The sequence below is a fragment of the Paenibacillus sp. J14 genome (assembly GCF_000518465.1).
In the GTDB taxonomy this organism is placed as follows: Bacteria; Bacillota; Bacilli; order Paenibacillales; family Paenibacillaceae; genus Fontibacillus; species Fontibacillus barengoltzii.
Genome location: NZ_JADQ01000085.1, coordinates 1 through 12,977 on the forward strand (window position 1 = coordinate 1; position 12,977 = coordinate 12,977).

A 12,977-nucleotide genomic window follows, 5' to 3' on the forward strand; every position below is an offset into this window, starting at 1 on the left:
ACCAGCGTAGAACGCTGCAACTCCCGATTGAAAACCTATTTGACGGCAGACGCCGCACATGTCCGGGGCATTCAGAAAGTCACAACTCACCAGTATTTGAATGCCATTGTTCTGCTTGCATCTGCGCTCGCCGTTTCTCATCATTCAAAACGGGCTGCCGCTTAAAAAACGAGCTGTTCTAAAATTCTGCAAGTCTGCCCTTTTCTTCATCCATATAATACCATTTTCGAAAATTACCCCTTAACGACAGTGAATATGCTATCGCTTCTTCTCTGAAACGGAATTATGCAAAACACTCACATAATAATGAAGTCCCGATGACCTAACGGCATCATCGGGACTGTTTTAGAAGTTCCGCACTTTTTTACTGGTTCCATACATTTATTTCACCAGTTAGATAACACCAATCTTAAATCCCTCTTACTCCACCGTCACGCTCTTCGCCAAGTTCCGTGGCTTGTCGACGTCATTACCGCGAGCCAGGGAAGCGTAGTAAGCGAGCAATTGGAGCGGTACAACGGACAGCGCTGGTGTCAGCAGCGGCAACGTCTTCGGAATGGACAGCGCTTGGTCCACCGACTTCAGCAGGTCAGGCACATGCTCCTCGTGGGTGATGGCCATAACTTCTGCGCCGCGCGCTTTGACTTCCTTGATATTGCTGACGGTTTTCTCCAGCACCGATTCCTGAGTTGCCAGCGCGATTACTGGAACGCCTTCTTCAATCAGTGCCAGGGTACCGTGCTTCAACTCGCCGGCAGCATACGCTTCAGAGTGAATATAGGAAATTTCCTTCAACTTCAGCGAACCTTCCTGCACGACGGAATAGTCGAGACCGCGACCGATGAAGAACAGATGCTCATTGCTCGCGATCTGCTCTGCATAAGCCTTCACCACATCGGCTTGAGCCAGCATGCTTTCCACTTGCTCTGGCAGCGACTGCATGGCCGCAATTACATGAGCTACTTGATCTTCGCTTTGCGTACCACGAACCTGAGCCATGTACAGAGCAAGCAGGTAGAAGGCAATCAACTGGGACGTATACGCCTTCGTCGAAGCGACGGCGATTTCTGGACCAGCCAGCGTAGCGATGACGTCGTCCGCATCGCGGGCAATCGAGCTGCCAACCACGTTGGTGATCGCCAGCACGTGAGCACCGTTCGCTTGCGCTTCACGCAGTGCAGCCAACGTATCGGCCGTTTCGCCCGATTGGCTGACAACGATCACGAGCGTATCTGGGGTAATCAACGGCGAGCGATAACGATACTCCGAAGCGACATCGGTCATCACCGGAATGCGTACAAGTTGCTCAATCGCTGACCCGCCGACCAGACCGGCGTTATATGCCGTACCGCAAGCAACGATATGAATCGCTCTCAGGCTGCGGATCTTCTCGTCCGTCAGTTTCAAGCCAGGCAACACGACTTTGCGTCCACTTTCGTCGATCCGACCCAGCATCGTGTCCCGGTAAGCCTTCGGCTGCTCGTGGATTTCCTTCAGCATGAAATGATCGAACCCGCCTTTTTCTGCGGTGACAGCGTCCCAATCGACACGAATCATTTCCCGAGAAATAAAATTCCCTTCAATGGTCATCAGTTCGACAGAATCCTTGGTCAGTACCGCCATCTCGCCATCGTTCAAAATATAAACGTTCCGCGTATAATTCAACAACGCAGGGATGTCGGAGCCGATAAAGTTCTCGCCTTCGCCAAGACCAATAATCAACGGGCTAGCTTGACGCACAGCCACCAGTTTGTCAGGTTCGTACTCTGTCAGCACCCCAAGGGCAAAAGCGCCGCGCATGTAACTAATTGCCTTCTGAACCGCCTTCACGATATCGCCTTGATACTCGCGAGCAACCAGATGGGAAATGACCTCCGTATCCGTTTCAGACACAAAGACATACCCTTGGCTGATCAGTTCTTCCTTCAATTCCAGATAGTTTTCGACAATCCCGTTATGCACGACCGAAAATTTCTGGGTATGGTCGGTATGCGGATGAGAATTCACGTCAGACGGTTTGCCGTGCGTTGCCCAGCGGGTATGACCAATCCCGGCCGAACCCTTAAGTGGTGCATCCTCCAGTTTGGATTCCAGGTTTGCCAGACGGCCGAGCGATTTTGCAATCTTCAGACCATCCGACGTAAATACAGCAATACCTGCAGAGTCGTACCCGCGATACTCCAGCTTCTTTAAGCCTTCAAGCAACACCGACTGCGTATCCCGATTCCCAATGTATCCAACAATACCACACATAATCATTTATCCTCCGTTTCATTCTTACAAGATGGTTTTTTGGCCGTAAGAAATGAAGCACGGAAGAAGCCTTTCGCGGTACACCGAGACAGAACTATTCAATTGTAAAAAAATATATCCAATCAATCCTCACCAGATTGATCATCACTCTAACGTTACACAATTTTCATTCATTTTTTCACGAATGTCCAGATTGCTCCGTCTACCGCGGCTCTTTCCGCGTCACTTGCTTACGTACATTCATGAACGATCTATGAATGTGATTATCCATCTGCCCGCACGGTTTGTGGGAAAGGTCGCCCCTTCCTTTTGCCGATACGGTTACGGTGCGATGCAGCACCGGGAGGCCCCCGCCGAACATTCCGAACACCTCCACCTCGTCAACTTCGCTTTGCCGTTCGCTTGAACCGATATCACGCCTCAAGGCTTACCGTTGTCGCTGCAGGCCAGCCTTCCGCCCCTGCCTCTCAAACAACGTTCCCTTGATCACGCCGCTTTCCTCATCCGTCCAAACGAAACGCGCACAATGAAGTTCTGGCGCTTAATAACCGGTAAACCTTACTACCCTCACTTTCTTTGCTCGAATATGCTTAATTATATGCACCTTCACACGATTTGGCAATGATCATCTTGTCCTGATTCGTCGAACCGTGCTTTTTACCCTAATGGCCTAGAAAAAACGACACGTCCCTTTTTCCATCGAGTTATCCCCCTTCCCCCCTTGTGACCTTCATCCCCCTCCGCACACTTCTTTACACCATTATCCCCCTCAGTCAGGTCAGGGCGATTTGCTCTGGGAGAATACGCACCGAAGGAGGCAGTGAATGCCCTTAATTTGCAGTTGCCTGTCACCTTCCCGATCTGATGCAAAGGGATAATCATCAAAAAAGAGTCCAACAGACACCCTCTCCCTAACAAAAACCGCCAGACAGGCATCCTCACCCGTCCGGCGGTTCTCAACGTCCTATAGATCCATGAGTTAAATAATCCGATCGTTACACCAACTGTTTCTCTACAACCTCTACAATTTGCGCAACCAGCTTCTCCAGCTCCGCTTTCTCCGGCCCTTCCGCCATAACACGGATCAGCGATTCCGTACCCGACGGCCGAACCAGCACACGCCCGTTATCGCCCAACTCTTGCTCTACTTCCGCAATCGCTTCAGCAATCACCGCGTTCCCCGCGAACTTGCTCTTATCTTGTACGCGAACGTTCACCAGCACCTGCGGATATTGCTTCATGACCTTCTTCAGCTCGCTCAGCGGCTTGCCGGAAGCCAGCATCGTATCGACCAGCTGAATCGCCGTCAAAATGCCATCCCCGGTTGTATTGTAGTCCAGGAAAATCACATGACCGGACTGCTCACCGCCCAGATTGTAGCCGCCGCGCAGCATTTCCGCCATAACATAGCGGTCCCCGACCGCGGTTTGCTGGGTAGCCAGCCCCAATTTCTTAGCCGCTTTGTAGAAGCCAAAATTGCTCATTACGGTCGAGACAACCGTGCTGTCTTTCAGCTTACCGGCTTTATTCATCGCATCCCCGCAGATGCACAGGATGTAGTCGCCATCCACTTCTTGGCCTAACTCGTCAATCGCAATCAACCGGTCCGCATCGCCGTCGAAAGCAAGACCAACATGCGCGCCAAGTCGAACGACTTCTTCCTTCAGCCGTTCCGGATGCGTAGATCCGCAGTGATCGTTAATATTCAGCCCGTTCGGCTCAGCTGCCAGCGTATGCACTTCAGCTCCAAGCTCACGGAACAGTCTTGGTGCCAGCTCATAGGCCGCTCCGTTGGCGCAGTCCAGCACCACCTTCAGCCCTTTAAACGAGGAGCTGATCGTCGTCTTCAAATGTTCGAGGTACTTCAGCTTCGAATCATTGTCCACCGTCACGGTTCCCAAGTCGCCGCCAATTGGCCGCGGCAACTCGTCGACCGCTTTGTCGAGCAGTTCTTCGATCTTAAGCTCCGTTTCATCCGACAACTTAAAGCCGTCACTGCCAAAGAACTTGATCCCGTTATCCTCTACCGGATTGTGGGATGCGGAAATCATGACGCCTGCGTCCGCTTTAAGCAAGCGGGTGAGATAAGCAACCGCAGGTGTCGTCACGACGCCAAGCCGAATCACATCGGCGCCAATCGACAACAACCCCGCCACCAACGCAGATTCCAGCATCACGCCGGAAATACGCGTGTCCATACCAATGACAACCTTCGGCTTAGGTACCTGGCCTGCAAGCACGTAACCGCCGCAGCGACCGATCTGGTACGCCAATTCTGCTGTCAATTCTTTATTCGCAATTCCTCTTACGCCATCCGTTCCAAAATACTTCCCCATGATTTCACTCCTTCAATATTTGCCAGTGCCGCACCGTTCTCTCATCTCCCAGAAGGCGTCTGACCGGTCTATCATCGTCGTTGTCTGCTTATGTTTATGTCACGTGCCGTTCCCTGAGGTCTCGTCCTCTGTCGCATTGCCCCCATCCTCCTGATGAGGTGGCGATCCATGCGAAGATCCATTACCGGATGGACTTTGTGTACCGTCTGACGGGTTTGGTTGCTCCACAGGAACACCGGAGGTTGGGCTGCCTTTCTCCGTCAGCTCCACGTCCACGGACAAGGAAATGTTCGGGTCGGCCAACGCCACGCCCTCAGGTAAATGAATCTCAATCGGGACCGTATGTGTCCCCGCCCCCAGATGTGCGAGATCAGCGGTCAACTGAATGTTCTCCGGTTGGAGCGCGTCCAACGCCGCGCTGGCCCCAATCACGTTCAGACTCAAGTTTGGTTCCGTTGGCCGAATCCATTTGACATCGTACATGGATCCGACATTTTTCAACGTGATTGGAATGTCGTCCAACTGCTTCTGTCCCCCGGGCATCACATGCAATGTGATCGTGGCAGAGCTCGGCTCGATTTTCTCAAAACCTTCCGGAGGAGTCAAGTCCACCACGTATTTAGTCTCATTCGAACCGTTATAACGGCTCAGATCGACCGTCAGCGGATAGGAGGATATACCCTCCAACGCTTCCTTTGTACCGTATAGAACGACGCCCTCTACATCAACCTCTATATCAGTTAAGATATATCCGGATGGTAATTGTCCGGTTTTACGTATTTCGATGGGTACATTTTTGTATAGCTTATTGATGGGGATATCTACATCCACGGAACTAGGCGATATCTTCGCATTCTCCATAGGTATCCCTTGCTTATCATATGCTGTCAGTTTGACGCTTTTGCCTTTAACGGATTCCTTCAATCCCGTCACATCCACCGTACCCTCGACTTTACTCAGCTCTTGCGCCTCACTCGCAGGCAGGGTCACATCAACGGTGCCGCTCCCGGCAACAATAGGCGTCCCAAGTACTAATCCGTCGGCCGGTTCCCCCTTCGTGACGATGGTCACAGGAATCGTCCGGGTTTCCTTCGCTTCAATCGTCACCTTCACGATAGAAGGTTCCATGGAGACCAGTTGGACTCCAGGAGGAAGCTCATGGGTTAGAGGTAGGGTAAATGTCCCTGGTCCCAGATTTTCCAAATTTAGCCTCGCCTTATAATCTGAGAAATTCGTCGTCAAATCGATCCGTTTCCCCTTCACTTCCATACGCACGGTGCTGGGATCCAGATCGTATAAAACGTACTTGTCCTCGTCAAACCCGGTCACTTCGATTTTGACATTGTCGATATAACGCGACTGCGCCAAGGTGGTGGAGTCTACGGGAGTTCCGCTGTCCAAATGAACCATCGCCCACAACATGATACTAAACACTAGCGCAAGGACCTTAGCAAAATTGTTGTGAGTCAGCCATTTATCCATTTTTGCCGGCCTCCTTCCGTCTTCGGAACGGGCTGCGCTTGTCTTTGGTGCGCGAATTCGGACCTAATTCCGCATACAGCTTGGAAATCAACGACTCCTCGTTAATGTCTCGGACGACCTGTCCGTCGATCGCAAGTGAAATTTGCCCCGTCTCCTCGGACACAACGATCGAGACCGCATCGCCGACCTCACTAATTCCGATCGCTGCCCGGTGTCTTGTACCCAACTCCTTACTGATGAATGGATTCTCCGACAACGGCAAATAACAAGCAGCCGCAGAGATCCGTTGGCCTTGAATAATCACGGCTCCATCATGGAGCGGGGTATTGGGGATAAAGATATTGATCAACAGCTGTGAAGAAATGATCGACTGCATCGGAATTCCCGATTCGGTATATTCATTTAACCCCGTATCGCGTTCAAACACGATAAGAGCCCCAATCTTTCTGCGCGATAAATAATTGACGGCTTTAATAATCTCACCGATCTGCTTGCCAAACTCTTCCTCGTCCGCGCTGTTCCGCCCAAACAGCTTGCCTCGGCCAAGCTGCTCCAGTGCCCGTCGAAGCTCCGGTTGGAAAATAATGAAGATCGCCAGCACGCCAAACGTAAACATTTGGTTCATCAGCCATTTCAGCGTATACAAGTCGAACCAGGTACTGACGGCCCAAATAAACACCAGAACCAAAATCCCCTTGAGCAGCTGAACAGCCCGCGTTCCGCGGACAAGCAAAATCATGTGATATATTATATAGGTAACAATCAGGATATCGATGACATCCTTAATGGTATCCTGCCAAGTCAAATTCATAAAATAGTTCATGCTGCGACCCCCGGAAAGATCCTTGCGGACGTTTGGCCCGCCAACAAGGAACCAATATGTACAGCTTCATTCACGCCTGTCTCTTTAAGTTTCCCCTAAATACTAGGTTATAACGTTCACATGTCAGATGCAAGCGCCCAGCAAAAATAGGTTCATTTCGTAACGCTTACTAAATTTTACCTATAGATACAAAAATAAAAAAGCGCCGTTTCCCAAAGGAAAGGCGCCCAAAACATTCCATATCGCCATACAATCACCTATAGGCGACTTCCGTAAACGTATTGATGATCCGGTACCAGATCCAGTCCAGCGCTTGATCGATCTGTTTCACTTCGCCTGAAATATGCGCCGTGGAGGCTTGGTAATAGGAGCCATCAATCACGGTGAGGTTGCCTTGAACTTCACCATAGATTTCGGCTTTCCCGTTCTCAATGGTCAAGTTCCCGGCAATGACAGCGTCACTTGGAACCGTGACCGTATCGCCTTGAATGATGACTTGATCCAGGCCCGCTCCTTTTACGACCAGCTGATCGTCGCTATCCCAAATCGATACCGCGCTGAACAACATCACCAGCAAGAACATGGCCGCCGCGGTCAACGCCGGATGGCGTTTGATCCACTTGATCCAGGCCTGCTGTTTGGGTTGACTTGGAATCTGACTGATGATCCGGTTCACCAGTTCGTCCGGAGCCGAGATGTTGCTATGTTGCTTGATGGTGGCAAACAACATCATTTCGGTCCGTTCCAATTCCCTGAATTCCTTGAGGCAATCCGGACACTCGTCGAGATGCTGCTTCAGCCGTTCGGCTTGGTCGCGGCTTAATTCGCCGTCCAGGTAATCATGCATCATAGATGAGGCATGTTTGCATTCCATATCAGCCAATCCTTTCAGTAGTATCAATCTATGCGAAATGCGGAAGGCACGGCTAAGATCATAGTCGTCCTACATCCTACCTTACAATACGTAATGGTACAGAATTCGTTTCAAAAAATAATTCCCCAGGCACAGCCCATATTTTAGAGCATTTTATGCTCCAGCTTTTTACGCAAAAATTCGCGTCCGCGGTGAACCCGCGTCTTCACCGTAGTCACCGGCATATCCAAAACTTCGCTGATTTCTTGCAGAGAAAGTTCCTGCAAATAACGGAGCACGATCACCGACTTATATTTAGCAGGCAAGCCTTCGATCGCTTGATGAATCGTTTGCTGCGTTTCGGACAGCAAGTATTCCGTTTCCGGTGTCCGTTCATCCCCAGGAATCAGAGTGTATCCATCCAAGCCATCCTGATCGTTCATCTCTGCGTCCAGGTAATAACTTGGTTTCCGCTTACGCAGTCGGTCAATACACAAGTTCGTCGCAATCCGGTAAATCCAGGTTGAGAACTTCTGTTTATCGTCGTAGCGGTTCCAGTTTTTATGTACCCTTAAGAACGTCTCCTGCACAACATCTTCTGCTTCGTGCCGGTTAGACAGCATCCGGTATCCGAGATGATATAGCTTATCCTTATATAAATCAACAAGTTCAGCGAAGGCTCCCTGGTCCCCTTTCCGGGCCAGCTTCACCAGTCTTGCATCGAAATGTTCCACCACCATATTTTCCCCCAAATCGGTTGGAAGGGCTCAGGTACTTGTACCCTGCCTGTCCGGCTATTCGTCCCTTTGGCTAAGGCAAATGCAAGAGGTCGTTCTCGATCCGAATCCTGACCATTGCATCCTTGAAAGGGTACTTCCAGTCGTCGGCACTTCATTCAAATGTTAAAGCAACTTATCCCAAAATGCAATACATCCAGCTAAGTCAACAGCAAAAAAGCCGGACCTTCTTTAAGAAGGTCTGGCTTAGCATGGCTATATGGACCAATAAAGGATCAGCCCGTATTCCGGAGTCCAGCAGCAATCCCGTTAATCGTAAGCAGCACTTCACGTAACAGTTCAGCATCATCCTGCCCTTGTTCACGCGCAGACCGCAATTCCGTTAACAACTGCACCTGTAAATAGCTCAGGGGATCCACATAAGGATTACGTAAACGGATCGATTCTTGCAGGCCTGGGAGATTGTCAAAGATTTCTGAAATTCCGCAAATCTTCAGCACCATTTCCCGCGTCAAATGGAATTCCTCTTCAATTTTCCCCAGGATCCGCTCTCTCACAGTATCATCCTTGCACATTTGGGCGTATTCCTTCGCGATGACGAGGTCTGCTTTACTCAACGCAAATTGCAAGGTATCGATCACCGTACGGAAGAACGAGAAGTTCTGATACATATCCTGAAGAACCTTGAGGTTTTCTTCATTATTTTGATAGAAATGATATAGGCCGGTTCCAGCTGCATACCAAGCCGGGAACAAATACCGGCTTTGCGTCCAGGCAAATACCCAAGGGATCGCCCGCAAATCCTCAAACCGATCACTGTTCTTCCGCTTGGATGGACGGGAGCCGATATTCAGCTCACCCACCTCAACCAATGGCGTAGACTCACGGAAGAACTTCAAGAAATCCGGATCGCGGAAGACCAGGTCCTGATATTTATGAAGCGATGTCTCGGAAATCCCGCTCATGATCTCTTCCCAGCGTTGTTCTTCTGCGCTTGGTCCTTGGTCTTGATGCAGCTTCGCTTGAATCGCTGCGGTGATCAGCGCCGAAGTCGCTTGCTCCAAGCTGCGGTACGCAATACCACGCAAGGAGTAGCGTGACGAAATCACTTCGCCTTGCTCCGTGATCTTGATACCGCCGCCGATGGTTTCCGGCGGTTGCACGAGGATGCTGCGGTTAAGCGGCATACCGCCACGACCCAGCGCGCCCCCACGACCGTGGAAAAATTTCAGCTTCACGCCAAACTCATTGGCCGCCGCCGTAATTTGCTTCAAGGCAACGCGTAGCTCCCAGTTGGCTGTAACTACGCCGCCGTCTTTATTACTATCGGAGTAGCCGAGCATAATCTCCTGAAGATCGTTCATCGCCGCCACCGACTCACGGTAAATCGGCATGCTGAACAACTGCCGCATAATGCCTGGTGCGGCATGCAGATCGTCAATCGTTTCAAACAGCGGAACCGATTGAAGCGTACAGACGACGGTGCCGTCCGCTTCCTTACGGAACAAGCCTACTTCTTTCGAGAAGACCATGACCTCGAGGATATCGCTGGCCGCCTCTGTCATACTAATCAGGTAACTGGTGATACACTGTGTGCCGTATTCTTTTTGTGCCAGATACACCGTACGATATACATCTAGACATTCTTTTGTGCTTTCCGAATAATCCTGATATGGAGAAGTTAATGGACGCGGGTCGTTTAACAACCGTTCCAGGAGTTGAATCTTCTCTTGCTCCTCCAGTTCGGCATAATTCTCCACAATATTCATTTTCGCCAAAATTTCCGTCATGGCGTTCTCATGCTCTTTACTGTGCTGACGGATATCCAGCGTCGCGGTATGGAAGCCAAACAACTCCGCTTGACGAATCAGCTTCTTAATATGCGTATCTGCGACATAGTCTGCGTAGTGATGACGCAAGCTGCGGTCGATGATCTTCAAATCCTGGATAAAAGCCTCTACGTTAGGATAACGCTCTGGCGTATCCTTGGTGTTATCGTCCAGAACATTGTGCAGCTTCTCCGTCATATACGTCAGCTTAACGCGGTAAGGTTCTTTCTCGTTATTCCATTGCGGCGTTTTGCGCAACGTCACCTGCAGGCGATCCCGCTGAATGGAAGCCATCAGCTCGTCCGTAACGTCCACAATCGAGGTGCTGAAGCTAAGATGCTTGAACAAATCGGACAAAATCCGCTGATATTCGCGCACCGCCAGTTTACGTTGCATCCGCAGCGTCTCCCAGGTCACGTCAGAGGTTACCGAAGGATTCCCGTCCCGGTCACCACCGATCCAAGAACCGAAGCGCAAGTACGTTGGAACGTGCCAATAATGCTCTGGATAGTACTTCGTCAGGCAGCGTTCCAGTTCTTGATAAACCTCAGGCAGCACGTGGAATAAGGTTTCGTGGAAATAGTACATCCCATTTCGCACCTCATCCAGCACTGTAGGTTTACGATCACGCAGTTCATCGGTCTGCCAAAGGGTAATGACCTCGTTAAGCAGCTTCTCCCGCAACTGCTCCCGTTCGCGGAAGGTCAGCGTAGGGTTATCCAACTGCATGACATCGTCAGCGATCCGTTTGTGGATGTCCAGAATCGCACGGCGCATCGCTTCCGTTGGATGGGCAGTCATGACCAGCTCCAGAGACATGCCGCTTAGGAGTTCCTGAGCTTCACTATAACTAAAGCCCTGTTCCTTTAAATCGCGGACAGCAGCCTCGATCGTACCGCTCTGAACCTCTTCCCCCGCAGAACGCTCATAATCGCGTTTCCGGCGAATGCGGTGGTTCTGCTCCGCGATATTGACTAATTGAAAATAGATCGCAAATGCACGGATCACCTGATGACGGATGCCGGGTTCTAAAGAATTGATCATTCCCTTAAACTCTTCATGTAACTCCGGTAAAAATACAGCCCGCAGGGATTTACTGGCTTCACGTATCTTCTCGACAATATCCAAGAGCTCATTGCCGCCCTGATGCACCAGGACCTCTCCTAGAATATTGCCCAAAAAACGAATGTCGCGCCGAAGCAGGTTATTCGAGTTGCCTCTACCTGCGGTAACCGTTAACTCTGTCATGTTTCTCCCCCTTTTCATCCCAATGCTGCATACTCTATTCAGCATGGTCATGATCTTTGTCGGTTAGACCTAATGACGTGCGCCACGCGTTTCCTAACATCATACAACAAACTGCCCTGAAAATCTTCACTTAATTTGTAAGAAATTCTTGGACACCATGACTGTAGATTCGATTCCGTTTTGCAACTTTACTTACCTTAACACGGTAAAGCAGTAAAACGCAAGGGTATAACAGGTTGATAGAAAACTTTTATACCCAGAGGAAGGCCGCAATGGTAATAAGGATAAGATTATAACAAAAAACATCATCTTATCCGATGATGTTGCTGTTATGTATGGAGCGGGTGATGGGAATCGAACCCACGCTACCAGCTTGGAAGGCTGGAGTTCTACCATTGAACTACACCCGCACCTTAAAGAGATGGTCGGGATGACACGATTCGAACATGCGACCCCCTGGTCCCAAACCAGGTGCTCTACCAAGCTGAGCTACATCCCGTCATTAAGGTGAAATATGAAATTGAAAAAGTGGCGCGCCCTAAGAGATTCGAACTCCTGACCTTTTGATTCGTAGTCAAACGCTCTATCCAGCTGAGCTAAGGGCGCGTATTAAGATGGAGCGGACGACGGGAATCGAACCCGCGACCCTCGCCTTGGCAAGGCGATGCTCTACCGCTGAGCCACGTCCGCGCATAGATGGTGCGCGTGGAGGGACTTGAACCCCCACGTCAAAGACGCTAGATCCTAAGTCTAGTGCGTCTGCCAATTCCGCCACACGCGCAAGGAAAACTGGTGAGCCATGAAGGACTCGAACCTTCGACACCCTGATTAAAAGTCAGGTGCTCTACCAACTGAGCTAATGGCTCTTACTAAGAAAGATGGCTGGGGATATAGGATTCGAACCTATGCATGACGGAGTCAAAGTCCGTTGCCTTACCGCTTGGCTAATCCCCAATATTTATGGTGGAGGCTGAGGGGATCGAACCCCCGACCCTCTGCTTGTAAGGCAGATGCTCTCCCAGCTGAGCTAAGCCTCCATATATCTGGGACTACTTAAGAAAGAAGATGGTGACCCGTAGGGGATTCGAACCCCTGTTACCTCCGTGAAAGGGAGGTGTCTTAACCCCTTGACCAACGGGCCATATGTAGAGAAGCTCTCAACCGGGATCGAACCGGTGACCTCATCCTTACCATGGATGCACTCTACCTACTGAGCTATGAGAGCTTATGGCTCCCCGAACAGGACTCGAACCTGTGACAACTCGATTAACAGTCGAGTGCTCTACCGACTGAGCTATCGGGGAACATTGCTTGGCAGCGTCCTACTCTCCCAGGACCCTTCGGTCCAAGTACCATCGGCGCTGGAGGGCTTAACGGTCGTGTTCGGGATGGGAACGAGTGGAACCCCTCCGCTAT

7 protein-coding genes, 11 tRNA genes, 1 rRNA gene and 1 pseudogene are annotated in these 12,977 nt (G+C 50.6%); 1 reads left to right on the plus strand and 19 read right to left on the minus strand.

Annotated elements, in window-relative coordinates:
- A pseudogene (locus tag M891_RS25940) lies at positions 1 to 165 on the plus strand (transposase); the annotation flags it as partial.
- Between the two features lie 255 nt (positions 166 to 420).
- Here M891_RS25940 and glmS read toward each other — a convergent pair.
- The 19 genes from glmS to rrf all read right to left on the minus strand — a co-directional run.
- Positions 421 to 2,253 carry a glutamine--fructose-6-phosphate transaminase (isomerizing) gene (gene glmS, locus M891_RS0121185; protein WP_028540187.1) on the minus strand — a complete coding sequence of 611 codons (1,833 nt, stop codon included), beginning with the start codon at positions 2,251 to 2,253 and terminating at the stop codon, positions 421 to 423.
- A 995-nt stretch (positions 2,254 to 3,248) separates the two neighbouring features.
- Entirely contained in the window at positions 3,249 to 4,589 is a 1,341-nt protein-coding gene (gene glmM / locus M891_RS0121200; protein WP_028540189.1) for a phosphoglucosamine mutase, read from the minus strand.
- Between the two features lie 99 nt (positions 4,590 to 4,688).
- Positions 4,689 to 6,071, minus strand: a complete 1,383-nt coding sequence (locus tag M891_RS0121205; protein WP_028540190.1) for a CdaR family protein — start codon at positions 6,069 to 6,071, stop codon at positions 4,689 to 4,691.
- The gene (cdaA, locus tag M891_RS0121210; protein WP_016310737.1) at positions 6,064 to 6,894 is read right to left on the minus strand and encodes a diadenylate cyclase CdaA; all 831 of its coding nucleotides are present in this window, start codon (positions 6,892 to 6,894) and stop codon (positions 6,064 to 6,066) included. The genes M891_RS0121205 and cdaA overlap by 8 nt, the downstream gene beginning before the upstream one ends.
- Positions 6,895 to 7,147: 253 nt before the next feature.
- Positions 7,148 to 7,768: a zf-HC2 domain-containing protein gene (locus M891_RS0121215; protein WP_028540191.1), complete on the minus strand. Its 621-nt coding sequence runs from the start codon at positions 7,766 to 7,768 to the stop codon at positions 7,148 to 7,150.
- Between the two features lie 143 nt (positions 7,769 to 7,911).
- Complete coding sequence (gene sigW, locus M891_RS0121220; RefSeq protein WP_016310735.1) at positions 7,912 to 8,487, minus strand: RNA polymerase sigma factor SigW; 576 nt, start codon at positions 8,485 to 8,487, stop codon at positions 7,912 to 7,914.
- A gap of 272 nt (positions 8,488 to 8,759) precedes the next feature.
- Entirely contained in the window at positions 8,760 to 11,561 is a 2,802-nt protein-coding gene (gene ppc / locus M891_RS0121225) for a phosphoenolpyruvate carboxylase (RefSeq protein ID WP_028540193.1), read from the minus strand.
- A gap of 336 nt (positions 11,562 to 11,897) precedes the next feature.
- A tRNA-Gly gene (locus M891_RS0121230) sits at positions 11,898 to 11,971 on the minus strand.
- Between the two features lie 12 nt (positions 11,972 to 11,983).
- Positions 11,984 to 12,060, minus strand: a tRNA-Pro gene (locus M891_RS0121235).
- A gap of 30 nt (positions 12,061 to 12,090) precedes the next feature.
- Positions 12,091 to 12,167 (minus strand) — tRNA-Arg (locus M891_RS0121240).
- A gap of 9 nt (positions 12,168 to 12,176) precedes the next feature.
- Positions 12,177 to 12,251: transfer RNA gene (locus tag M891_RS0121245), tRNA-Gly, on the minus strand.
- A 7-nt stretch (positions 12,252 to 12,258) separates the two neighbouring features.
- A tRNA-Leu gene (locus tag M891_RS0121250) sits at positions 12,259 to 12,342 on the minus strand.
- A gap of 9 nt (positions 12,343 to 12,351) precedes the next feature.
- A tRNA-Lys gene (locus tag M891_RS0121255) sits at positions 12,352 to 12,427 on the minus strand.
- 13 nt (positions 12,428 to 12,440) lie between these two features.
- Positions 12,441 to 12,515 (minus strand) — tRNA-Gln (locus tag M891_RS0121260).
- Positions 12,516 to 12,522: 7 nt separating this feature from the next.
- Positions 12,523 to 12,598, minus strand: a tRNA-Val gene (locus tag M891_RS0121265).
- 29 nt (positions 12,599 to 12,627) lie between these two features.
- Positions 12,628 to 12,702 (minus strand) — tRNA-Glu (locus M891_RS0121270).
- Positions 12,703 to 12,713: 11 nt separating this feature from the next.
- A tRNA-Thr gene (locus M891_RS0121275) sits at positions 12,714 to 12,786 on the minus strand.
- 3 nt (positions 12,787 to 12,789) lie between these two features.
- Positions 12,790 to 12,865: transfer RNA gene (locus tag M891_RS0121280), tRNA-Asn, on the minus strand.
- 5 nt (positions 12,866 to 12,870) lie between these two features.
- A 5S ribosomal RNA gene (gene rrf, locus M891_RS0121285) occupies positions 12,871 to 12,977 on the minus strand; the annotation flags it as partial.

Excerpts from the sequence above, each read along its gene's own strand:
- sigW (WP_016310735.1), bottom strand. The coding sequence starts at position 8,487 with ATGGTGGTGGAACATTTCGATGCAAGACTGGTGAAGCTGGCCCGGAAA.
- glmM (WP_028540189.1), bottom strand. The coding sequence starts at position 4,589 with ATGGGGAAGTATTTTGGAACGGATGGCGTAAGAGGAATTGCGAATAAA.
- glmS (WP_028540187.1), bottom strand. The coding sequence starts at position 2,253 with ATGTGTGGTATTGTTGGATACATTGGGAATCGGGATACGCAGTCGGTG.
- M891_RS0121215 (WP_028540191.1), bottom strand. The coding sequence starts at position 7,768 with ATGGAATGCAAACATGCCTCATCTATGATGCATGATTACCTGGACGGC.
- cdaA (WP_016310737.1), bottom strand. The coding sequence starts at position 6,894 with ATGAACTATTTTATGAATTTGACTTGGCAGGATACCATTAAGGATGTC.
- ppc (WP_028540193.1), bottom strand. The coding sequence starts at position 11,561 with ATGACAGAGTTAACGGTTACCGCAGGTAGAGGCAACTCGAATAACCTG.
- M891_RS0121205 (WP_028540190.1), bottom strand. The coding sequence starts at position 6,071 with ATGGATAAATGGCTGACTCACAACAATTTTGCTAAGGTCCTTGCGCTA.